We start from the raw sequence: 24044 nt of genomic DNA on the forward strand, positions 1-24044 counted from the left end.
CTAGACTGTCTAGTCTATTTAGTAGTTAAATGGACTGGCTAGTCTAGTTTATGTTTAAATATCGTTATTAAGTATTGTTATGGCTAAACAGTAGGAGTGTTGCTGGTGATGAATGTACCTGTATTGAATCGCAGTGAACAAAAAAGATCGCAGATCTTACAAGCCGCAAAGGAGCTTTTTTGTGAGCAAGGGTTTCCAAATACCAGCATGGATGAGGTCGCTAAGTTAGCAGGTGTATCTAAACAGACAGTCTATTCCCACTTTGGCTGTAAAGACGATTTGTTTGTGGCATCGATTGAATCTAAGTGTTTAGTTCACGGCGTGAATCAAGATCTGTTATCTGATCCTTCAAGTCCTGAAGCAAGCTTAGCTTTATTTGCTAAGCATTTTGGCGAGGTGATCACTAGCCCCGAGGCGGTAACTGTTTTTAAGGCTTGTGTGTCACAGTCTGATACCCACCCAGAGATCTCTGAGTTATTTTACAACGCAGGACCCAAACATATTCTTGGTTTGCTTGCAGACTATTTATCAAAAGTTTCTGCGATGGGGAAATATCAGTTCAAACAGCCGCATCATTGCGCGGTAAGACTGTGTTTAATGGTGTTTGGTGAAGTAAGAATGCGTTTAGATTTAGGCCTCAATGTTGATGATTTACAGTCTGAGCGCGACGCCTATGTACAAGATACGGTAGAGATGTTTTTAAAGGCTTACAAAGTGAGTTAAGCTGAAATTGATTACCCCCAAAAGCAGCGATTAGCTGCTTTTTTTATATCAAGTCGCCAGCTAAATAAGTGTTCTACAATAATCAGATACAAAATGATCCTTTGGTGTTGGCGTGCCGTAATATACAGTCATACAAAATATCTTTATTAATTTTCATATAATAATTAGCTAATGGAGTTAGCAAAATGAACAAGTTACTAGCAACCAGTGCGCTAGCCTTATCTACATTAGTTTCGTCGCCAGCGGCATTAGCTGAGCAGCAAGCGCAATCTTCCTATCGACCAAGTCCATTTAGCTTAAGTGCTACCAGAATGACTACTGGCACTGCAGATGTTGGTACTAATGAGCTACAGCGTGACCAATGGATGTTTGATTTTAAAGCTAGCATGCCACTTGGAAAGAAATGGTTTATTGGCGCCGGTGTTGGTTATGACAACCTTGATTACGACTGGCGTTCAGCGAGTTTGGTTGGTAATACTCAAACTTGGGATAAAATTGAGCGTTATCGTGCAAGTTTGTCGTTGTCATACAGACCAAATAAAAACTGGATGTTTATGCTAGCGCCTAAGCTGCAATATGCTTATGCCGATACGGCTTCCGCAAGCAATGCTGAAAGTTACGGTACGGTATTATCGGGTATGTATCGCTTTGATTCGGGCAATGTATTGGGGCTTGGTGTTGCCTACCTAAATGATATTGATGAAGTAAGAACTATTCCTTTTATCGCTGTTAATTGGCAAATTACTGAAAACCTAAAGCTAGGTAATCCGTTTTCGGCGGGCTTTAGTGGTCCCGCTGGATTAGAGTTAAGCTATCAATTAGACCCCAATTGGCAGCTGGGTGCCGGCACATCAAAACGTACTAACCGTTTTTTAATCGCCGATGACAAAGAAACTGCTGAAATTGATGAATGGGTTAGCTTTATTCGTTTAGGTTGGGATATCTCTAAGGCGGTAAGCGTTAATGCGTATGCTGGCTACTTCTTCAATGGTGAGCTGGAATTAAACCCACAAAACAGTAAACAGGATATAGATAACCAGGGCGCTGCCGCCCTGGATGTGACATTCAAATTTTAGCAAGGCGCTAAAATCTAAATTACTTGCCCAGCATAGCTTCTTTTAAGCTATCTTGGGCAGGTGCTTTACCTAGCCAAATTTTTAATAACGCTTGGCGGAAATCTTCACCAGCGATTGTTGCCTGAGCTTGACCATTTTTGTACGCGGTAACGCCTGTTGCTTTATCAGCTAATAGTGTAAATTGGTCGCCTTCAATAATTTCAGCGCTAAATAGCCCCATAAACTGCTCAATTTTTGCGGCAATAGGCGCTGTATTGCCATCGGTGGCATCGTCAAAACCTTCGGTGATGGCATCTTTCATTTTATCAGCAGTGATCATACCTGAGGTGATATTCAAACGTACTGCAACACTTGGCGCATCAAGGGCTGCTTGCGCATTATCAATCTGACTTGGCACATATAGGCTACCAACGTATAAATCGATAAAGAACTTGCTACGAACACCGGCACCATTAAGTACCAATGCCTGATCCTCAAGCGTGATGCTATCGTCAAGTTGTACGCCTGATACTTCTTTTGCTTGTAGCGAAGATGACAGTAACATGCTTGTTGCAAGGAGTAGGGGAGAAAGGTATTTCATTATTATCTCATCTTAAAAAAGCGGCTAGTTTTAGCCGCGAGTACCTAATTGAAACTGGCCGCTTTGATGGAAAATAGCGGCTTGCTTTTGTTTAGCTGAAATAAGCAGAGGACCATCGTCAAAGAATAAGAAACACTTCCAGTTACGGACAAATACATCCCAGCGTGTTTCTATCACTTGGTATTTTTCGTAGCAAAAATAAACTGGAGTATCATCAGCCCAGTTAAAGTGTTCACTAAAACCTTCTGGTAGAGCTGGATCTTCGCTATCCCAAGCACTTTGCCAATGCTCTGTAAGACTCCAAGCATTGCTCTTCGCTGCCCAGTCACCTTTGGTGAATTGTTCGGTACGGCTACTTTTATTACTTATCCATTTATTCCAAACTTCCATCGATGATTTTTGATCAAGCGGTAAAATTTGCGCTTTATCTGCATCAGTGACTGGCAGATCTTTATGGTTAAAGATCCACTTACGTTTGTATTGTTCAAATGGAATATAGGTATGTGCCACAGCGCCTCACTTGCAAGGATAGTAATATTAAAAACGCTGGCATTATACCTTGCAAGGCGGGGGAATAGCAGCGGCGCAATGAGTTTTTTTACTTCACGCCGCAGCTGACTTGTGTTTTGGCTGGTTATGCTTGCAACTGCTGCAAATAGTTTGGCGCTGTAAGGTTATCAGGATCAATGATAAGCACTTGCTCAAAGCTTGAACGTGCACCGTCAATTTGCCCCATCTCAGCCAGAAAAACACCTAATTTTAACAGGACACTAATGTCTGTAGGGTATTTATCCAGATAATCTAAATAGGCATTGAGTGCTTGTTGATTTTTTCCTTGTAGGCTCAATACATGAGCATATTGGCTAAGGTACTCATCACTATAAGCAATTATCTTTTCGAGCGTGTTTTCGGCTAAGTCGATATTATGCAGTTTTAACGCTAACAATAGCAGTTGCTTTAACTCAACTTCAGTACGATTTTGTTTGTCTATTTGTTGAAGTGCATCGAGCGCCGCTACATCGTTTTTATCCAAAATATGCCAATAGCATAGAGCAAGGTAATGCAGCCGTTGTGCCAGTGCATCGCTAGAGGTCATAGGTTTTATATTCTCTATGAGTTGTGATAACCCTGTCATGTTTTGACTTTTATATAGGTCTACCACTTTAGCTAACGTATTGTGTAGCGATTTGTTGGCACTACCTATCGAGAAGTATGCGTGCTCCATTGATGCTAATTGGTGCTGGTAGTCGTTTGCTATCGCGTCAAACTGGGATTGATGCATAGTAACGTCGAGATTTAGCTGCTCTCTTAATTGTAAAACCACATGTATGCGACCAGGTTGATTATGGATACGCCATTGGTCTATCAACCAGTCAAAGTCGGCAGATGGCTGCAACTCAGCTAATCTGACTTTAAGTAAACTAATTGTCTCAGTTAAATATTGCACCAGCTCGATTGAAATAGACTTAAACGCTTTATAGTAAAGGCGAGTCATCTCTTGCATTTGTTCCACAGACCAGTTTTTGCTGTCTTTTGTGGTGAGAAATTTAGAGAATTCAAAGTAGCCATAGAACTTAATGACTTGGCAAAAATCATCAAACTGTTTATTGAGTTGCTCTTCAATAGCGTTGATTTTATCGATGATTTTTTGGTGTTGTTTAGATTGAAATTGATGCTTTCTAGCTTGTGCGTTCAAGCTTATCGCTTGCGTAGAAAGTGCCGTGATAGTTTCAAATGCTTTTACTGCATTTTCAGTTCCACTTAACATCTCATCAAGATGTTTAGCTGTTGATTCTGCAACACTTGGTAGCATATTTAATAAGTCTTTCGGGCTGACTTTTGCAGGCTCGAGCTTTACCTCCGCGACTGACTGGTAGCTAACTCCATCAAGTTTTACAGCATTCTCTGACAAGTTAATAATATTAACCTGCGGATGTTTTAATGCTTCTTCATTTAGTGCTTGTGCTGCATAGATAAGTTGAACTGGCGTTTCTGCCATGTGGCCTGCATAAGTTTGAACCCATTCGCCTATTTTACTGTTATTGGCACCGGCGCTGGCTTCTAACGCCCCTTTAGCATGTGATACCCCTTTGCTTGAAAAGCAAAAATCGGCACCTGTTAATAGAATTGTGTTAAAGCCTAACCGTATCGCGATGCGCACCGCGCTATTGGTTACGGTGGGGCCAACGGTTGGAATATTGGCATAATCTTCCTTTAGCCAAGGTAGTTTAGGGCCTAGGAATAAAGATTTACCTTGCCATTGGGATAATAGACGGTGATTAACATGATGTGAGTTAATAAAAAGACTCTCTTTGGAGAGTGACATCATGTCGCGATTCACTTCAAAGCTGACATCTTGAGGATCCACAGAAACAATAATATGAGCTGGAATATTCTCGCTCGATAGCCTTGCAGCCATTCGAGATACTGTAAGTATGAAAAGATCGTCATAATGCTGCTTGATCCAATCTATATGGTCATCCAGTGAGGGGCCGCCACCTATGACAATACAGGTTTTGCCCTGAAATTTACCATCTAGAAGTGAAGCTGGATATTGGTTGTCTGCTAGGTTCTTGAGCTGTTGAACTAAAAATGCTTTTTGCTCAAAGTACGACTTTTTTTCGACCGTTCGCAGCATTATTTGTTTGTGTACAAACTTAATGCAATGACTGTATTGCTCAATAATGCCCATAGTTGAAGCGATGGAGTTATGGGTAAGACACTGATCTTTTATTAAGTATAAGTCATCATCTCCAGACTCTAGATGTGCGGCAAATTGCTCCATGCTAAGTACTTGAACATACGGTTGAAACTCAGGTTCAATATCAATATTTAATAAATTAAGAACTTCATCTAATTCAACAAAAATGTACTTACTTCCATTGGGTATAGGCTGGCTAAGTATGTAGTTTGCGAGTAAACCGGAATCTAAACCTATGATGATATGTAACGTATCCTCTTTAAAGAGGTGCTGTTTAAATCTTTGTTTAAATGCTGTTTTAGAGTCAATTTTCTCGAATGTATCTCTGTTTACGCTGGGTAAGTAATACTCACCAAAGTTACTCACTGAAAATTGGTTAGTAATGATAGAGTCAGATACGTTCATTGCCTATGAGAGCCTTTTAATCATGAGTTTATGGTGTCATGACGTCAATAATTCGTCGTTTTACCAATAAAAGTAGTGTCGAAGTTTGCTAAGCAATATTTGCGCCAGAAGGCTTTTTGAGATTTGCGTAGAATATTTTACTTGGAAAGTATTTATATTATTTAAATAATATAAGCTAGATGTTTTAATTACAATTTTAGGCTTTTGCCATTATTGGTCACGAAAATAAGTCAGAGCGTTATGTATAAAAATAATATTGAGCAGATCATGATAGATATGCATGATGTAGCAGCATGCTTTAAACCTAGCCACTTTTGGCAAATGGGCGCTGAGAAATTACAGCAAGATCTGCAATCGAAAGGGATGGAGAACTTTCGCCGCTTTCCTAGCGCTCTTGGTTACTTCGTACCAACTTATCAATTTTCAGGCTGGATAAATCAGCCTGACAAGTATCAGCATTTACTCAGCGAAAACCAAGCGACCTTAGTTGATGACAACAAGGCTTGGTTAAACATGCAAGCTTTTTTGTCAGGAAAAATGCAGGCTGAAAGTGACTACCGTGTTTACAAAGCCAGCGAAAGCGCTTTACTGCCAAATACTGCTGCTTTCTCAGAGAGTGCAGTAGGGGCGCCAGTTGAGCAGTTTGAATTTGAGCAGCGTGTTTTTAGTCGTTCAAGCTTGAACTATCTCATGGGAATAAACTTTTTAAAGCAGCATTTACTTGCAGATGAACAGATCAAAAACGTATTAGAAATTGGCGGGGGATTTGGCTCATTAGGCGAAATATTATTAAGTGATGCGGCTAATGATTGTTTTTATTTAAATGTTGATATTCCACCGACATGTTTATTCTCCAGTTACTATTTGCAGCAAGTGTTCGGTGAGCAGTTAGTGGCAGACTATTTGGATAGCAAGCGCTTTACAAATTTGTCTATTGAGGGCATGCGAGTAACCCATAAAGCGGCTGTACTTTGTCCGTGGCAGTTATCTGAAGTATCAGGAACAATAGACTTATTCGTTAATTTTATCTCATTCCAAGAGATGGAACCTGATATTGTTCAAAACTATCTCAATGAAGTTGAACGTTTACAAGCAAAGTATGTGTTGTTGCGAAACCTTAAAGAAGGTAAGCAGATTGCCAAGTCAGCGGGTGACGTTGGTGTTAAAACACCAATATTAGGCGATGACTATGATGGTTTTTTACCAAATTACGATTTAGTCGCCTGCAATGTTTTTCCCTTTGGCTATAAAACCATTGATGGGTTTCATTCTGAATTAAGGTTGTATAGAAGAAAGTCAATTTAGCACGAGTTTTAAAACTGTTTTAGAAGAAACTATCGGTTAATTGTTCACCGATTTAACTGTTTACGTTATAAGTTTTGCGATCAAATATAAAGTTATTATGTACCTAGCTAAATGATAACTTTACACTGTATTTATTATTAACGTTTCGTACGTATAACGAGATGCTCAGTCGCTGTTAATGGTCACTAAGAGCACAGATCTCAAAGGTAGGGTTTAAAATCATGTTTAATAATTCAACGATTTTGATTACGGGCGGAACCGGCTCATTTGGGCAAAAGTATACCGAAACTATTTTAAGCCGTTATAAGCCTAAAAGATTGATCATCCTTTCTAGAGATGAGCTCAAACAGTATGAAATGCAACAGAAGTTTAATGACTCTTGCATGCGATACTTTATTGGTGATGTGCGCGACGCAGATCGTATGATGCAGGCGATGAGAGGGGTTGATTACGTTATTCATGCCGCAGCATTAAAGCAAGTTCCGGCTGCAGAATACAACCCAATGGAGTGTATTAAAACCAATATTCATGGTGCTGAAAATGTCATTAAAGCGGCAATTGCAAATGGCGTTAAGAAGGTGATAGCACTCTCTACCGATAAAGCGGCTAATCCAATTAACCTTTACGGGGCGACAAAACTGGCATCGGATAAGTTATTTGTGGCAGCAAATAACATTGTTGGCGAGGGAGAAACCCGTTTTTCTGCTGTTAGGTATGGCAATGTAGTTGGTTCTCGTGGTTCAGTGGTGCCGTTTTTTAGAAAGCTAATAGCCCAAGGCACAGAGTCACTGCCTATTACCCATCCAGATATGACGCGTTTTTGGATTACGTTGCAAGATGGTGTCGATTTCGTGTTGAAAAACTTTGCCCGAATGCAAGGCGGCGAAATTTTTGTACCCAAAATTCCTTCAGTAAGGATCACTGATCTTGCCGGCGCTTATGGACCGGATCTTAAGTTGGATATTATTGGGATAAGACCTGGTGAAAAGATGCATGAAATTATGTGTCCTGCAGATGACTCTCACCATACGGTAGAATTTGAAGACCATTTCGTTATCACTCCTAGCATTACATTTTTTGGCAGAAGCAACGAATATTCAACGAACCTCCTCGGTGAAAAGGGCACACTCGTCCCGCTAGGCTTTGAATATCACTCAGGTAATAACTCGCATTTTCTTACGAAACAAGAAATCCTATCGATGGAAGAGCAAGCAAAGCAATGATCCTTTATGGTAAGCAAGATATTTCTAATGCAGATATTGATGCAGTTGTTGATGTTCTACAATCAGATTTTTTAACTCAAGGTCCTAAAGTTCCAGCTTTTGAGAAAGCAATATCCGATTACTGCGGCGCAAGCTTTGCCGTTGCAGTCAATAGCGCGACATCTGCTTTACATATTGCCTGCTTGGCATTAAATGTGGGTGAAAATGATTGGGTGTGGACTTCACCAATAACATTTGTAGCATCAGCCAATTGTGCTTTGTATTGTGGTGCAAACATAGACTTTGTGGATGTAGAGCCCACCAGTGGCAATATGTGCCCTAAAGCCTTAGCAGCCAAACTTGCGTGGGCGGCAGAAAATGCATGCTTGCCAAAAGTGATTATTCCTGTGCACTTATGTGGCCATAGCTGCGACATGAAAGCCATTTCAGCCTTAGCTAAACAGTATGATGTGAAAGTCATTGAAGATGCATCCCATGGTATCGGTGGTTCCTTTGACGGGAATAAGTTGGGATGTTGCCAGTATTCAGACATCACAGTGTTTAGTTTTCATCCTGTAAAAATCATCACTTCGGCAGAAGGGGGCGTTGCGACCACCAATGACTCTCAATTAGCCCAATCTATGGCGATGTTGCGCAGTCACGGCATAACCAAAACGCCGCAGAAAATGTTACGTCCTAATGAAGGTGATTGGTATTATGAGCAGCATCAGCTGGGCTTTAATTATCGAATGACCGAGTTACAGGCGGCATTGGGCCTGAGTCAGATGGCGCGCTTAGATGAGTTTATTAGCCGCAGAAATCAGCTGGCTCAGCACTATGCCACGCAGTTATCAGGACTGGCAGTTAACATTGTTGAGCCTTTGTCTAACAGTGTTAGCGCCCGCCATCTACAGATGATAAGGCTACAAACGCCAAATAAAAGAAAAGCGATATTTGCTGCTTTACGCAATGCAGGAATACAGGTTCACGTGCATTACTTCCCGGTACATCTGCAACCTTATTACTTAAATTTGGGTTTTGCAGTAGGCGATTACCCGCAAGCTGAACGCTTCTATGAGCAGATTTTGACACTGCCTTTGCATACACAGTTGACAGAGCAACAAGTTGAGTTGGTAAGTTTGGCGTTAGCTGAGCATATTGTTTAGGAGTTCTTTTGAAAGTAGTTATTTTAGCTGGTGGTTTAGGCACGCGATTAAGTGAAGAAACGGCAGTTAAGCCCAAGCCAATGGTGGAAATTGGTGGCAAACCATTGTTGTGGCATATCATGCAAATGTATTCAGCTCATGGCCTTAATGAGTTTATTGTGCTTTGCGGCTACAAAGCAGAAGTGATTAAGCAGTATTTTAATGATTTTCATCTACTTGATTGTGACATTACATTAGATTTCGCCACCGGAGAAAGAGTCATTCACAATGCGCCGTCAGTGCCTTGGCGTGTCACTATGGTTGATACTGGTAATGATACTATGACCGGCGGGCGTTTAAAGAAAGTCGCTGAATTGCTCAAAGATGAAGAGATGTTTTGTATGACCTACGGCGACGGTCTTGCTGACATCGATATCAGTGCCTCGATCGCTTTTCATAAGTCACATGATAAATTAGCGACATTAACTGCGGTTATTCCTCCGCCAAGATTTGGCGGCTTGTCACTTGATGGTAACTTAGTGACCCGTTTTGATGAGAAGCCGCTTAACGAAGGTGGCCGTATAAATGGTGGCTTTTTCGTGCTGTCTCCTCAAGTGCTGTCATATATCGAAAACGATCAAACCTCTTGGGAACAAGAACCGCTGAGTCAATTAGCACAAGCAGGCGAGCTAATGGCCTATGTGCATAATGGTTTTTGGCAGCCTATGGATACCTTAAGAGATAAAATGCATTTGGAATCTCTTTGGAATAGTAAAAATCCGCCTTGGAAGGTTTGGTAAATGAGCGCACAGTTTTGGAAGGGTAAGCGGGTTTTAGTTACTGGACATACTGGCTTTAAAGGCAGCTGGTTAACCATGATTTTGCATGCGTTTGGTGCGCAGGTGTTTGGTTTCTCAGATCAAGTCAAAGATGGTTGGCTATTTGATATTGCCAAGTTACAGACTATTTGTGATCACATGATTGGTGACATAAACGATACTGAACAGTTTGCAGCTCGTATTGCTGAAGTTAATCCCGATGTGGTGTTTCATTTAGCTGCACAGCCATTAGTTTCAGAAGGTTATAAATTTCCGCTACAAACATTGGAAACCAATATCTTAGGAACGGCAAAGTTATTAGATAACTTTAAAAACTGGCCAAGGCATATTGCGTTGGTGATCATAAGCTCTGACAAATGCTATCTACCGCGCCCGGGCGCACAACCTTTCGTTGAAACAGACCCTTTAGGCGGCTATGACCCATATTCAAGCTCTAAAGCAGGTTGTGAGCTAGTTGTTGAAACTTACAATGCGTCGTTTTTTGCCGCAACATCACATATAGGTTTAGCTTCAGCGAGAGCGGGCAATGTTGTAGGCGGTGGTGACTATGCTGAAAATCGGATTATTCCCGATATTATAACAGCGGCTTTTGCGAATGAGCATGTCACACTTAGAGCGCCGAATGCGGTTCGACCATGGCAACATGTGATGGAAGCCTTAAGCGGTTATTTGTTGTTAGCCGAGAAACTGTATGCAGAGCCTAAGCACTACTCTGGAGCCTGGAATTTTGGCCCACGTGAACAAGATATGTGTGCCGTCGGTGAACTGGTCAAAATGTGTTATCAGAAGTTGGGTCAAACCTATCAGCCGAATATTACGCAGGCCGACTTTAAAGAGACGGACATTCTTAGACTGAATAGTGATAAAGCAGTCAACCAACTAGGTTGGCATCCTAGATGGACACTAGATGAAACATTAAGCAATGTGCTGAAGTGGTACCGAGATGTTGCAAATGCACATGAGCCACTCAAAGTGACTCGTAGTCAAATAGATAGCTATTTTGAAATAAAGGATGGCTTAGTTGAATAAGCAAGAGCAGTTAAAGCAAGACATTTTAACCTTAATCCAAGACTATTCTCAGGTTAAATACCAAGAACAATTATTCATTGCCGGAGAAACTTACGTACCGGTATCGGGTAAAAAGCTCGATGGTGATGAAATGAGTTTAATGGTGGAGGCTTGTCTAGATGGCTGGTTGACCACAGGCCGATTTAATGATGCGTTCGAGAAACAGGCCGCAGAATGGATAGGTGTAGAGCACTTATTGACGACATCATCGGGTTCTGCCGCAAATCTATTAGCTTTTACTGCCCTAACGTCGCCTAAACTTGGTGATAGAGCCATTCAACCCGGCGATGAAGTTATTACCGTTGCCGCCGGATTTCCGACTACGGTAAATCCAATTGTGCAAAACAATGCCGTTCCTGTGTTTGTTGATATCGATCCGCGCACACTCAACATAGATGTAAGCATGTTAGAGCAGGCGTTAAGTCCAAAAACACGCGCGGTGATGATTGCGCATACACTGGGTAACCCTTTTGATCTGAAGGCGGTAAGAGCATTTTGTGACCGTCATAACTTATGGCTTGTTGAAGACTGTTGTGATGCCCTAGGAAGCCGCTATGAAGGGCAGCATGTAGGTTTGCTTGGTGATCTGGCAACCCTGAGTTTTTACCCAGCGCACCATATTACTATGGGCGAGGGGGGCGCGGTGTTTAGCCGTTCTAAAAAGTTGGCAAAAATTGTTGAGTCGTTTAGGGACTGGGGGCGAGACTGTTATTGTAACCCCGGACAAGATAACACCTGTAGACGTCGATATGAGCAAAAAATGGGGGACTTACCTCAAGGCTATGATCATAAGTATATTTATAGCCACATGGGCTACAACCTTAAAATAACCGACATGCAAGCTGCATGTGGACTTGGGCAATTGAAAAAACTCGATGGTTTTTGCCAAATCCGCAAGCAGAACTATCAGTATTTAGCTGAGAAGTTAAAAGGTATACCAGGCTTAGATATTTGCCGTGCCACTCAGGGAAGTGAGCCGAGTTGGTTTGGCTTTCCGATCACCTTACGAGGTGAATTGGCGGCGCATCGTAATGAATTAGTAAAAGCATTAGAGCAAGCTAAAATTGGTACCCGACTGTTGTTTGCAGGCAACTTGACTAAACAGCCATATTTTAAAGGACGTAACTACCGAGTGGTTGGTGAGCTTGCCAATACTGATGAGGTGATGAACTGCACTTTCTGGCTGGGTGTGTATCCCGGCTTAACGCCAGTAATGCTGGATTACATTGCCCAGACATTAATTGACTTATGTCGAGGCTTAGTTGAATAAGCGAATCGTTGTAACTGGGGCGAGGGGGTTTTTAGGTAAACACCTTGTCAATGCTGCGAAAGAACGCGGCGATGAAGTGTTGTTAATTCATCGCGCTAGTGATGAGTTGGCGATTGGGTGTAATGATGAACAGCTTGAAGCTAAATTGAGCCAATTTGCTCCTGATGCAGTAGTGCATCTAGCGGCCACTTATGCTGATTCTGCAAAAGGGGACGGACTACAAGCTAACTTATTATTACCTTTGCGTTTGCTTGAGTGGGCGGCATCAAATGGCGGGGTAAAGTTCATATCTGCCGGCAGTTTTTGGCAATATGGCGATCTGCAGTCTCCCGGTGCGGTGGACTTTTATAGCGCCAGTAAAAATGCGCTAATGGCTTACTTAGAGTATTACCGACAACGAGAGAAGGTCGAAGCATATCAACTTGTGCTTTCATCGACCTACGGCCCCGATGATCACCGCGGCAAATTGGTTGATTACTTAGTAAAGTGCGCTATCACTAATCAATCAGTCGAGCTGGGGAATAAAGCTAAGCAGTTCTCCCTAACGGATGTTAGGGATGTTGTTGCAGCAATATTAGGGGTGGTAGATGACTCAAGCCAGCTTTCACAGCTGAGTTATAGAGTAAGAGCCGATGAGCTATATACCTTTGAGCAGTTATCTGAGCTATTTGCTGAATTAGGTGTGCCTCTACACCTCAAGTTTGATAATGCTGGTTTTCCTTTTGAGATCCTGACCCCATTAGACAGTGATGTCCCGCAGCTGCCAAGTTGGCAGCCTAGGTTTTGTCTTGCAGACTATTTAGGTTATGCGTTAAGCAATATTGAGCCTGCTGGTGGCGCATAAGGTGCAGAACCTGATGGCAGTTCTGGCTTATCGATAGTGACTTGGCTGAGTTTATTTTCCAATTCAGAGATCTTTTCTTGGTAGAAGGCTGCCTCTTTTAATAAGCCGTTATTGTGCATTTCGTCTCGATAACGGTTTGCCAGTTTTAAGCTATTGAGTATCACACCACGGATTAAATTAACGTTTGATAGCTGGTATTTCTCAACAAACTCATCTTTCATCGCGATAACTTCATCTAAGGCGATGAGTTGCTGAACACATCTATTGGTTTCGTTTTCTTCATGTTTGCGATAAAGGAAAAGTGGTGCCTTTACGTAGGCAACTTGCTTTGCTATAGCACTCATATTGAGCCAAGCATGCCAGTCTGTGCAGAAGTTCTTAGTTTGATCAAACCAGCCAATGTCTTGCAATAACTGCTTTTGGAACATACAAGCTGTCAAAGGGAAGTTGTTACTTTTTAGAAAGATTTCACTTTGGGCTGAGCCAGGAATAATGACATTATCTTGATAAAAGGCCGTTTTAGGCGTGCGAATATCATTAATAAGAAAATCATACTCAAAGAAGATAGCTTGTACTTGGTTTGATCTTGCGATGTTTTTTAAACGACAGATACTATCAGCAAGCAGTAAATCATCAGCACATAGCATGATTACCCATTGCCCTTTAGCAGCTTGGACAACTTTATTCCAATGGGCTGACATCGATACCGTTTGCGGTTGCTGTAATAGGGTTAGCTGAGTTTTATGTTTAAATTGGTTAATCACATCTAAACTGGCGTCAGTTGAAGCATTATCTGAAATAATGACTTCAACATCAGTAAGATCTTGATTGAAAACAGCATCAAGCGTTTGTTTAAGCAATGAGCCGTGGTTGTAGTTTGGAATACAAATGCTGATTAATGGCTTCACTAAATAATTCCCTCACCAACTTTTCGAGCTGATGTTGCATATACTGGTGCACACCACTGCTTGTCATATGAAGAGTAGTGAACGCCACTTTGTTGATTTTTTTGGTTGATCCGAGTCCGAACTTGGGTGCCATAGTCGAAGGCTTTATTGATTTTTTCTGCCGGATAATCCGGAAGATCCACCATTGAGCCATAACTGCCGTCATAATCAGAGTCGGTCATAATTAACCAGTCAGCTTCTTTGGCTTTAGTAAAAAATGGCGTGCCTTGTAACGGGGTATTAATAGAGAGCGAGAACTCCTGTATATAACCTTGGCTATGGAGCTTTTCTACGGTATCTAGCGACTCGATATCTGAGTCGAAATTGGCCCCAACAGTGCCAACAGACATGGTACCGTATATTTTGATGCCTAACTCTTTGCAGTCATGAAGCACGTCTAATAGGCGGCTGACATTACTTTTAGATCTAAATTTAGAAATGTGTTGCATGACTGATTCATCTAAGCTTTCTAAACCAATCCTGATCTTGTAATAACCGGCTTGCTTCATCAGCTTGAGGGTTTCAGTATCAAGGGTGTCGTAATTACCCATACAATTAAATTTTAATTGCTGGTTGAGTCCTTCATCGATAAGTCGTTGGCACAAGGCTCGCAAATATTGACGATTAATCGTATGCGCTTCTTCATTAAAGAAAATGCCCTCTAAATCCGGAATCGTTGATTGTAGGTATTTTATTTCTGCAATCACATCATCAATTTCACGTACTCTGTGGTTTGGGCGACCGTAATAAACGTTGGCTACTACACAAAAGTTGCACATCACTGGGCAGCCACGAGTGACCCACATTTCAACTTCGTTATATTCTGAGCCATATAAGCGGCAATAATCTCTTCTTTTGATATCGTTATCTTCGGGAAAGGGAAGTGTATCTACATCCAGAAGTTGACGGCGACTATTTGGATAGATCCCGGCTATATCGCTGGCAAATCCACTTTCAATCAGTTCTACAATTGAGGCTTCAAATTCACCTATTGCAACGTAATCCGCACCTTGGCTGAGCGTGTCCTCAGCTGTTGCTGTAGGCTGTGGGCCGCAAGCAATAATTTTTAAGTTCGGTAATTCACGCTTAAGTGTAGTGAAGATAGCCTTCTGCTTACTGTAGATAATCGAGTCGATTTCAACGATTAATACATCAGGATTCAGTTTGCGCACAATATCGATATATTCTTCTGAATCAACACCATAGTAATTCATATCAACCATTTTCACTTGGTGCGTTGTTGATTGTTTCAACATCGCAGTGAGGTAGGCTAAATTAAATGGGTAAAATGACGTGACTTTGTACTGTCCAGAGCTCCCGCTCCATCGACTAGGGTAGTAATCTATCTGTTCACCAAGTTCGGTTCTGCCAACCGGGGTTGTGACAAGAATAAACATAGTGCTTCCTTATACTTTAGCGTTTTTGTCTAACAGCGTGCGAACATGGTTTGCTAATGCTGTTAATCCATTTTTAGTGGTAAATAATGAGCGGCACTTTTCAGCAAGCCTAGCTTGCTGCATTGGACTGCTTTGAATGTTGACTAACAGCTCTGCGATATCATCAAGCTTCTCAACCATTTCACATGCTTGTTGCGCGCGTAGTGCTTTAAGCTCGTTTTCGCTGCATAAATGCTGGGTTGGTAATAAGATGACGGCGGCACCTTGTGCCATGGACTCAAATAGAGACAAGCCATAACATGTGACAACGATCTTTGCTGTGGCAATCAAATCATTAAGATCGGCTGGGTTTTGTAGGCACTCAATAGCGGCGTTTGGCATGATATTTGGGGCACTCGCCATTGGCCCTTGGACCCACACATAGCGCCAATCTTGATCGAGTTTAGGTAATAATAGATCTGGTAAAACATCACCATAACCTAACGCATCACTGCCGCCTGTAAGGATTAAAACAATATTTTGTTTTGTTGATGCTGAAGCTGTAGGCAATAAATAGTTTTGCCAGCCAAAATCGACTTTAGGATCGCTTAACTCACTATAAAAGCTCGGTACAAAAAGCAGATCACACCAAGGCAATAGAGCAGACATTTTGTCTAAGGCCACAATTGGAATTTGCTGATGTTGCTTTTTGAGGCAAATGGTTTCTAGCATCTCCAGTGGAATATGTTCTGGGTGAAGATCGATAATCAATAATTTATTGATATCGTTATTCATATGGGCAAGAAAATCAGCTGTTTCACTAAACCAATGTGGTTTGCACTTTAGCCATGGTAGTTGAGTCTCTTCACCTAAAATAACCACTTCTGTTGCAACGCTTAACTGCTCTTGTAACGCATCGGCAATAAGCGCGCAGCGCTTTAAGTGGCCGAGGCCGACTAGCGGGCCTATCTGACAATAAATAGAGACTTTTTCATATTGACGATCAGGTGCCTTTTGATTGACATGAGCGTTAATTGACAGCAGATTTTCATCTTTTTGTAGCTGCTTAATAACCCATGTTAGGCTCACAATGCTATCGCTTGGGTTCGCTGCGTACCAGCGTTGGTAGACTTCAGCCATAAAGCGATAGTCGGCTTGGGTGTCGACAGAAATCCTGTGTTTTATAGCGGAAAAATCGTCGCTATCAGCAATAGATAGTTTGTTCAGAACTGGTGATAAGCTATCAGCATAACCAACATGTTCACGTGACATTGCGCATTGACTGGCTTGCATCAGTTTGTTCCAGCCTGCCAGTGTATAGAACGCCATTCCTTCATGAATACTTTTTATGTCAGTACTTAATTGAATCGTGTCTTTAGTCTCTGCACCTGATAAGGATGTTATGGCATGGTCGATAAAGCCGGGATCGATTAACGGGCAATCACCGCAGATATATACGATAAAACGCGGTTGTTGTTGCTGAATAATAAAATCAAGCCTCGCCATGAGATCATTGACATCCCCAGTATATGGCGTGCAATTAACATGATGATCAGCAGCCCAATCAATCAAAGGTTGATTAAATTCATCTGCGGTTGTCGCCAACTGTATTGTGTCAATTTGCTGGCATTGCTTTAGTCGTTGGCAAATGCGTTCGATCATAGGCTTGCCAGCAAGTTGCAGCAGATGCTTATTGGGCAGTCGGCTTGAATTTAACCTAGCCCCCACAATAGCGAGCGTGTTAGTCATGAAGTCTCCGGCAAGTCGGTTTAATACAGTATTCAAAGTCTAATAAAGTGCCGTTTTGTTTGAGGGTTTCGTCAGCTTCAGCTAATGAAAACCACACTCGATTGAGATACTGATGATTGATTTTCTTGCTTGAAATCATTGGCAGCGCAGCGCACTTAGCCGGATCCCAAGTTATTTGAATTCCAGTATTATTTACGCCGAAGAGTAGCTCACCATTGGTAGCGCCAATTGCGCTATTCGCTGAGACCAGTGAAGACACCGGCGCACCTTGGTCGATATCAGAGCTAAGTTGAAAATGCTCTTTTTGATAACCACCTAAGTGGCAGGCATACCATGGACGTTGTGAGCAATCCTGCATGGTAATAAAGCCTAAGCGAATGGCGGCTTCTGGACGTAGGCTATCTTCAAAATGAAATCCGCAGTGCACAGACTCTTGCTCAAGCATATACCACTTCAATAACCCACCGGTCTTGAGCTTTTGATGGCAATAAATCACTAAATTGCCGTCTTTTTGGCCGAGTTGATAGTCCACTTTATTAAGATCTGTCACTCTATCTCTGTCTCTAAAGCGTTCGAATAGTAAGTGATTACTATAGAAATCAGCGCCATAGCTTATATGATCAAAATAACCATGAGATAGGGTGGCTAATGTCGGTTTAAATTGTTGTGAGCTGAAGCTGAGCTGCTCGATGGCAAGTCCGCGATTTGCATTCAGGCTCAGTGCTAAGTGAGGGGTGCGCACATGTAAGCGATGCCTTTCTGCATCGTAATCAATTTTGAACTGCTCGGTGTCAAGTTGATACTGGTTTTGCCATGACTCGAAAACGGGCGCTGGTTGATTAACTGCTGCTAGGTTGAGACGGTCATATCTTGATTGTGTGAGATGAGTGCGCAGATCGCTACTCCACATTCTACATAGCGAGCGCCACAGAGAATCGTCAGCAGCTGTTTGTTTTAGTTGTTGCCATTGCTGATAGCACAAGGTATTTAAAAGCAGGTCGTTACGACCACTAAGTGCCCAACGGGTAATATTGTACTTGGCTTGTTTTTTGACCGAGACCGGATGTTCAGCATTCGTTAATGCCAAAGGCTGCTGTTTTTGCCAGAGGTTAAGGATCTCAGAAGGGCATTGCCAATTAAATTGCTTACTTGTGGCTAAAAAATTAAATAGTGCGGCAATTCTTTGCCATTCACCCTGTGTAGATTTTGTTTCTGTTTGATATCGGCCAGGTCGAAAATCAAATACTTCTGCATCACTACCATAAATAGGAAATGCGCTCATATTTTGCTGGCACACAGTGCTGAGGTAGTCAGTATAATCAGCTAATGGTAGTTCGCCATGGGCATAGCGTTGGAACTTTTGAAACGCGATAGCATTGTTCCAAATCACTTTGATTTCACGGCCACTTGCAGCAGTTAATGATTGTGGACGCTCGAGAGCCTTGGTAGTCCAGTTGGGGTTGTGAGAGTAAGGGTTATCCCATTCAACCACGACCGCTTCGAAACCGACATCTATGTATACGTCAAGTAAGCCTGCGGATGTCGCTTGCTCATTGATATAGGCAATTTTCGGTGTCACTTGTAGCTGTTGTTGATAGCTTTTTTGGCCGAGCACTAGATTGGCTCGGTTGACTTCGGCAGGGATAAGCGGGCCTATAATTTGGCTGTCACCACTGGCAATTAACTCACATTTTTGCTGTTGTAAAAGCGAACGAAACAGCGCTATCCATTTGCTATCAACTTTTGCTATACACTCAAGTGTATAGGCTGTCATTTCAATTCCGACTGGGATCCCTTGTTGAGCCAACTTGAGTAGCGGCCAATAACAGTGTTTGATAACGTCTAAATGTTGCTCTTGTTCGATTGACGAAAACGCAAGATTCAAATGAAAAACAGTATAGAGATTAACAGCCATAGTTATTGTTCATACTCGATTGTAATGCAGGCTAAAGCAGAGAGTGATTTTTCGATTGCTTGTTGCTTCGTTGCACCACAAGCGATAGCAAAACCCGCTCTTTGGGTGTGATTGGCAAGCGGCTGAATAATATCTCCGGCATTAATAAATAGCTTTAGCATCTCAACCCCTTCGGTTTGATAAGCTTTATCCAAGCCGTTTATCGCTCGGATTTTGCCAGGTGCTAGATCTAAATAACGAATTGCAACCGCATTGTTTTTAGTCGGTGTTACAGCATCGGTCGTTAACGAATAACCGAGGGCTAATTTTATCGCTTGTTCGATAAAATTAACCCCAGTGGCCAGCGGGATCTGCGTGGTGGAAAAAAAGCCACCAGATAAACGTCCGGCTATTTCAATGACTTTTGCACCGTCTTTGGTATACACCATATCGCCTTTAGCAACGCCTTGAGTGATCCCTAAACAGGCGGCAGCTTGCTCAACAGTTTCAGTAACAGCAAGTTTGACGTCATCGCTTATAGCAGTTGGGGAGTCGCCGCCATTTTCGATGATAAATGGCTTGGTTCTTGGCAGCCATTCATAATTTCTGTCGGCAAAGCCCAGAGTATACGCTTTGCCGTTATCAATGAGTGTTTCTGTACTGAATTGTGGTCCAGCCAGATACTCTTCCAGCATGACTCGTGCAGTTGGCGACTCTTGAGCTGCCAACTGCCAAGCTTCAGCAAGTTGCTCAAAATGTTCAATTAGCTGAACACCTCTAGCCCCACGACTATCGACAGGCTTAATAATCAAAGGCAGGCCAATTTCTTCAGCACGCGCTTGCAGTAACGTCATATCAGAAACGTCAGCGTATCGCGGAATAGCGACGCCTTCAGCTTTAAGCCTATCTTTCATTGCAAGTTTGTCTGAAACCCAAAATGCTGACTCAATAGATAGTCCTGGTAGTCCTAGCGCATTGGTGACTGTGGCTACGCTCATCGGTACATCGGCACACATTGCAATAGCGCCGTCGAGAGTAATTCCTTGCTCTGCTAGGGCTTTTACTTGCTCAAGAATAGCGGCGCCATCATAGGTACTGGCAATAATTCTCCAGTCAGCCATTTCTAGACCCGGAGCTTGAGGGTTGCCATCGGCAATGATTAGCGTTAAGCCCATTGCTTTAGCTGTTTTAATGCCTTCACAGGCCTCTATGCCTGCGCCAATGATTAATAGGTTTTTATTGAATGGCATTTAATGGGCCTTAGTATCGTCAACATTATGTAATCTAAGGGTATTAACCCCTTTAGCCCTAAGCCAATCAAGGGCGTCATAGATCTCTTTCTCTGAAGCGTAGGAGGAGATAATAACCGTATCGCCCGCTTGCCATTGAATGCTATCAGGGGCTTGGCAAATCCAATCTCCTTGGCGCAATCCCCATTTTAATGATGAGGTATCAGTTAGTCCGGCAATGTGCCACTGCTGCAGTAAATCTGTATTGGCAACAATTTGGCTGGTATGAATGCCTGCTCCCCAGAGGAAAATTCGTTCGCTTTTTTCAAGCTCTGGGTTGATGCTATCAAGACAACCTTGCCAATATTCAACTTCTTTAGTGCGATAGTCTTTTAAGATCTTGGTGTTTTTCTGCACTTCAGGGAAAAAATGGTCATAGTGTTGTTGTGCTTTGCTACTGGCAAGCACACCAATAATTGGAGACAGATTACTGTTAAAATGCTCAACAACAGAGACAGGGCTATAACCTGCGTCTGTTAAGCTTCTTAAGAGGTTCTCTTTGGTGTAATAATTGATATGTTCAAACGAGAAAAAGCCAGGGCATAGGCTTTTTGGGTTAGCCATTAATGGCACTTCAACGTAAATAAAGCCTTCTTTTGTCTCATCATGTAGTGCCCTACATTTAGCTAACGTCTGCTGTGGCTGGTATAAATGTTCCAACACATGGGTAAGCAAAATGAGATCGAAACTTTCATTAACCTGAAACGCTTCAGCACTGCTGTGAATGCAGTCAATGTCATAGACTCGTTTCGCTATTTCAACCGAGGCATTGCCGGGCTCAACGCCAATAACTCGTTGGACTCCCGCATCACGAAAACGTGACAGGGTATAACCGTCAGAGCTGCCGATCTGCAGTACTGAGTCTGGAAGCGTGCCTATGCCACGTTTGATAAACTGAATTTGCTCATCGAGATCGCGGATTTTTGCGTCTGAAGGGCGCTCTTGACGCCCTGGATTGGTGTAAACAGCCATTGAGCTGTAAAACATCATCATCTCGTTAAAGCTAACCGTAGGGCTTTGACAGACAGAGCCGCAGTCCGGGCAAATTGAAAAACCAATCTCTCTCGGTTTTAAGCCGGGCAGTACCCAAGTTGTTGAAAAAATTACTTCAGTTTTTGAGCCACAAATAAAACAGTCTCGTATCACTTTTTCGTTAACCAAAATACATCCCACCATTTGCGTTAAGTGTTTGCCCTGTTAAATAAGCAGCTTGCTCAGAGGCTAAAAATAGCGCTATTCCGGCAATATCTTCCGTTGTGCCCATGCGCTGCATCGGGATCGCTGCGACCTTACGTTTTCCTGCTTCGGTGCTAAGTTCATTGGCGGTCATATCCGTCTCGACAAGGCCGATGGCAATAGCATTACTTGTCACTCCCTTAGCAGAATAAACTTTCGCTAGAGATTGGGTCAGGCTGATCAGCCCTGCTTTAGACGCTGCATAATGTACTTGATTAAGGCCGCCCCATTGCCCGCCAATGGAGGTAATGTTAATGATCCTACCTTGGCCTTTATTGACCATTTTTGGCGCCAGTGCCTGTGAAAGCAGAAAAGGCCCTTGCAGGTTAGTGTTGAGCATATTAGCCCAATCATCTGCGCTGATCTGTTCAAAAGGCTTTTCTTGGGCGATAGCGGCGTTGTTTATCAGTACATCTATGCTGGTTGCAAAATGCTGCTCAATTTTGCTGATAGCTTGCTCGATATCAGCAGGCAAGCCCTGATCCATTTTTACCGCAAAGCAATTATTACCTAGCGCTGACATTAAGCTGTTAGCTTGTGCTTCTTGCTGACAATAGCTGAAAGCAACCTTATAGCCCGCTTCGACAAACGAAGTAACTAGCTGTTTGCCAATGCCCCTTGAACCACCGGTGATGAATACGAGTTTATTCATCATTGTGCTCCAGCTTATTGCCTTGCATATCATAGTAAGGCCACATCTTATCTGTAGTTTGCCCGCCTAATAACATAGGTAATACGTCATGACGATTATCGATTTCAATGTGCAGTAGTGCCGCGCTGTCGGTTTGAACAAATTGTTCGATAGCACTGGCAAGTTGACTCGGATCGTTACAGTGCTGAGCACTTAGGCCATAACCTTTCGCTATCATGCAAAAATCAGGAGTATGCTTTTTGCCGCAGGCGACATCGGTGTCCCAGTTCATTAACTGGAATTGGGAAACTAAACCTAGCCTATGGTTATCAAGTACGACAATTTTTACTTTTAAACCGTATTCAGTAATGACGCCTAGCTCTTGAATATTCATTTGGAATGAGCCGTCACCAACGATACACAGGACTTCAGACTCAGGTGAGTGCATTGCAGCACCTATCGCGGTAGGGAGATCATACCCCATAGCGCCATGACCAGCTGAAGTGAAAAACTGTCTATTCGGTAGTGCAAACCTAAAGTGGCGAGCAACCCAGTGTTGATGAGCGCCCACACCGGTAACACAAATGGTGTTTTCTGGCATTTGAGCTGATAAGGTCTCGATAACCTTAACTGGAGATATACCCGGGTAGGCAGGGTAAGGCCAGCTGAATTGGGATTTTAATGAAGCGATCTGCTGGTGCCAATCAGCGAGGTTGATAGGCGTTGCTAATGCTTCGATTTGTTGACAGAAATGAGGTAAAAATAGCTCTAATGCAAGGCTAAGTTGCTTATGATTTTTGATACGAGCATGGGTTAGTTCATCGCTGTCAAAATCGACACGATACAGTTGAGCGTTAGGCGCAAATGTATCCACAAGGGTACCGGTTTGTCTAACATCTAGACGCGAACCTAGCACTAATACTAAGTCGGCCTCATTAATGGCATAGCCTGCGACTTGGCTACCTGTGTGACCATGAAAACCTAATGCAAGAGGCGAGTGGGAATCTAGCACGCCAATGCCAAGTAGGCTATGACTCACAGCTGCAGGCCAACAGGTCAAAATCTTATTTAGTACCACAGATAACTCTTTGTTAGCCATGCCATTTCCGCAAATGATGACAGGCTTTTTCGCCTGAGCAACTTGTGCCATTAGCGATTGAGTAAACTCGGTAAGTTCACTGTTATTGACGAGCTGCGCAGGCGCTGCTTTTGGCGTAATCGTTTGCTGATACGGACTGCGCTGAACATCCATTGGTAGGTCAATTGAAACAGGTCCTTTACGCCCCTCAATGGCGATATTCCATGCCTGCGGCAATATTTCTATAAGCTCTGCCACGCTTTTAGGTTGGAACTGTGCTTTAGTTACCGCCTTCATTAATAAAGGTGTATCAACTTCTTGAAAGCCGCGTTGGCGAATGCCTTGATAACGATTGATATCACCTGTGCCAACCTGACCGGTAAAAACGAGTAGCGGAATACTGTCAAAATAGGCATCTGCAACTGGGGTGAGAATATTGGTCACACCTGGGCCTGAAGTGACGCCAACAATACCCGGCAAGCCGGTTAATTTTGCTTGCGCTAACGCGGCGTATCCAGCACCTTGCTCATGACGTGAAGTGATGACATTAATATCAAATTGAGGGCAAGCATCCAGAAGTGGCGCAATAGTCCCGCCCGGATAATTGTGGAATGTATTGACCCCCATGTTATGTAAGAAATGAATAACGGCGTCAGCAGCGACTTTTATTGGATTTGTCATGAAGT

At 42.7% G+C, this 24044-nt stretch carries 20 protein-coding genes; 9 read left to right on the forward strand and 11 right to left on the reverse strand.

The window, feature by feature from the left end; genetic code table 11:
* The first annotated feature begins 108 nt into the window (after positions 1 to 108).
* Both L884_RS0117100 and L884_RS0117105 read left to right on the forward strand, forming a co-directional pair.
* Positions 109 to 723 carry a TetR/AcrR family transcriptional regulator gene (locus L884_RS0117100; RefSeq protein WP_037411123.1) on the forward strand — a complete coding sequence of 205 codons (615 nt, stop codon included), beginning with the start codon at positions 109 to 111 and terminating at the stop codon, positions 721 to 723.
* A gap of 185 nt (positions 724 to 908) precedes the next feature.
* Positions 909 to 1799 (forward strand): DUF6268 family outer membrane beta-barrel protein, encoded by an 891-nt coding sequence (locus tag L884_RS0117105; RefSeq protein WP_028768636.1) that lies wholly within the window; start codon positions 909 to 911, stop codon positions 1797 to 1799.
* A 19-nt stretch (positions 1800 to 1818) separates the two neighbouring features.
* Here the strand turns inward: L884_RS0117105 and L884_RS0117110 are convergent, their stop codons facing one another.
* The 3 genes from L884_RS0117110 to L884_RS0117120 all read right to left on the reverse strand — a co-directional run bounded on the left by L884_RS0117110 (position 1819) and on the right by L884_RS0117120 (position 5485).
* Positions 1819 to 2379 (reverse strand): chalcone isomerase family protein, encoded by a 561-nt coding sequence (locus L884_RS0117110; RefSeq protein WP_028768637.1) that lies wholly within the window; start codon positions 2377 to 2379, stop codon positions 1819 to 1821.
* Between the two features lie 30 nt (positions 2380 to 2409).
* Positions 2410 to 2889: a DUF2947 domain-containing protein gene (locus L884_RS0117115; protein ID WP_028768638.1), complete on the reverse strand. Its 480-nt coding sequence runs from the start codon at positions 2887 to 2889 to the stop codon at positions 2410 to 2412.
* Between the two features lie 124 nt (positions 2890 to 3013).
* On the reverse strand, positions 3014 to 5485 hold the full coding sequence (locus tag L884_RS0117120; protein ID WP_028768639.1) for a motility associated factor glycosyltransferase family protein: 2472 nt from the start codon (positions 5483 to 5485) through the stop codon (positions 3014 to 3016).
* A gap of 240 nt (positions 5486 to 5725) precedes the next feature.
* On the opposite strand from L884_RS0117120, the gene L884_RS0117125 reads away from it, so the two are divergent.
* The 7 genes from L884_RS0117125 to L884_RS0117155 all read left to right on the forward strand — a co-directional run bounded on the left by L884_RS0117125 (position 5726) and on the right by L884_RS0117155 (position 13158).
* Positions 5726 to 6790, forward strand: coding sequence for a putative sugar O-methyltransferase (locus L884_RS0117125; RefSeq protein ID WP_037411125.1), 1065 nt, complete (start codon positions 5726 to 5728; stop codon positions 6788 to 6790).
* Positions 6791 to 7011: 221 nt separating this feature from the next.
* Positions 7012 to 8013: a UDP-N-acetylglucosamine 4,6-dehydratase (inverting) gene (gene pseB / locus L884_RS0117130; protein ID WP_028768641.1), complete on the forward strand. Its 1002-nt coding sequence runs from the start codon at positions 7012 to 7014 to the stop codon at positions 8011 to 8013.
* Positions 8010 to 9158, forward strand: coding sequence for a UDP-4-amino-4,6-dideoxy-N-acetyl-beta-L-altrosamine transaminase (pseC, locus tag L884_RS0117135; RefSeq protein WP_028768642.1), 1149 nt, complete (start codon positions 8010 to 8012; stop codon positions 9156 to 9158). Before pseB ends, pseC begins: the two co-directional genes overlap by 4 nt.
* An 8-nt stretch (positions 9159 to 9166) precedes the next feature.
* Positions 9167 to 9937: a glucose-1-phosphate cytidylyltransferase gene (gene rfbF / locus L884_RS0117140; protein ID WP_028768643.1), complete on the forward strand. Its 771-nt coding sequence runs from the start codon at positions 9167 to 9169 to the stop codon at positions 9935 to 9937.
* Entirely contained in the window at positions 9938 to 11005 is a 1068-nt protein-coding gene (gene rfbG / locus L884_RS0117145; protein ID WP_028768644.1) for a CDP-glucose 4,6-dehydratase, read from the forward strand.
* Positions 10998 to 12314 (forward strand): lipopolysaccharide biosynthesis protein RfbH, encoded by a 1317-nt coding sequence (gene rfbH, locus L884_RS0117150; protein WP_028768645.1) that lies wholly within the window; start codon positions 10998 to 11000, stop codon positions 12312 to 12314. The genes rfbG and rfbH overlap by 8 nt, the downstream gene beginning before the upstream one ends.
* A complete protein-coding gene (locus L884_RS0117155) occupies positions 12307 to 13158 on the forward strand; it encodes an NAD-dependent epimerase/dehydratase family protein (RefSeq protein ID WP_028768646.1) in 852 nt (283 codons plus the stop codon). Before rfbH ends, L884_RS0117155 begins: the two co-directional genes overlap by 8 nt.
* Here L884_RS0117155 and L884_RS22665 read toward each other — a convergent pair.
* Genes L884_RS22665 through L884_RS0117195 form a run of 8 tightly spaced genes read right to left on the reverse strand, consistent with a single transcriptional unit; the run spans position 13119 to position 24039 of the window.
* Positions 13119 to 14066, reverse strand: coding sequence for a glycosyltransferase family 2 protein (locus L884_RS22665; RefSeq protein WP_028768647.1), 948 nt, complete (start codon positions 14064 to 14066; stop codon positions 13119 to 13121). The genes L884_RS0117155 and L884_RS22665 overlap by 40 nt on opposite strands.
* A complete protein-coding gene (locus tag L884_RS0117165) occupies positions 14066 to 15502 on the reverse strand; it encodes a B12-binding domain-containing radical SAM protein (RefSeq protein ID WP_028768648.1) in 1437 nt (478 codons plus the stop codon). Before L884_RS0117165 ends, L884_RS22665 begins: the two co-directional genes overlap by 1 nt.
* A 9-nt stretch (positions 15503 to 15511) precedes the next feature.
* A complete protein-coding gene (locus L884_RS0117170; protein WP_028768649.1) occupies positions 15512 to 17230 on the reverse strand; it encodes a cytidylyltransferase domain-containing protein in 1719 nt (572 codons plus the stop codon).
* Positions 17223 to 19145 (reverse strand): glycoside hydrolase, encoded by a 1923-nt coding sequence (locus tag L884_RS0117175; RefSeq protein WP_028768650.1) that lies wholly within the window; start codon positions 19143 to 19145, stop codon positions 17223 to 17225. The genes L884_RS0117170 and L884_RS0117175 overlap by 8 nt, the downstream gene beginning before the upstream one ends.
* 2 nt (positions 19146 to 19147) lie before the next feature.
* Positions 19148 to 20374 (reverse strand): ATP-grasp domain-containing protein, encoded by a 1227-nt coding sequence (locus L884_RS0117180; RefSeq protein WP_028768651.1) that lies wholly within the window; start codon positions 20372 to 20374, stop codon positions 19148 to 19150.
* The gene (locus L884_RS0117185) at positions 20375 to 21574 is read right to left on the reverse strand and encodes a class I SAM-dependent methyltransferase (protein WP_245603156.1); all 1200 of its coding nucleotides are present in this window, start codon (positions 21572 to 21574) and stop codon (positions 20375 to 20377) included.
* Positions 21567 to 22304, reverse strand: a complete 738-nt coding sequence (locus L884_RS0117190; RefSeq protein ID WP_245603157.1) for a 3-oxoacyl-ACP reductase family protein — start codon at positions 22302 to 22304, stop codon at positions 21567 to 21569. Before L884_RS0117190 ends, L884_RS0117185 begins: the two co-directional genes overlap by 8 nt.
* Positions 22294 to 24039 carry a thiamine pyrophosphate-binding protein gene (locus L884_RS0117195; RefSeq protein ID WP_037411128.1) on the reverse strand — a complete coding sequence of 582 codons (1746 nt, stop codon included), beginning with the start codon at positions 24037 to 24039 and terminating at the stop codon, positions 22294 to 22296. Before L884_RS0117195 ends, L884_RS0117190 begins: the two co-directional genes overlap by 11 nt.
* Between the last annotated feature and the right edge of the window lie 5 nt (positions 24040 to 24044).

Origin of the sequence: Shewanella fidelis ATCC BAA-318 (assembly GCF_000518605.1) — a bacterium.
GTDB lineage: Bacteria > Pseudomonadota > Gammaproteobacteria > Enterobacterales > Shewanellaceae > Shewanella > Shewanella fidelis.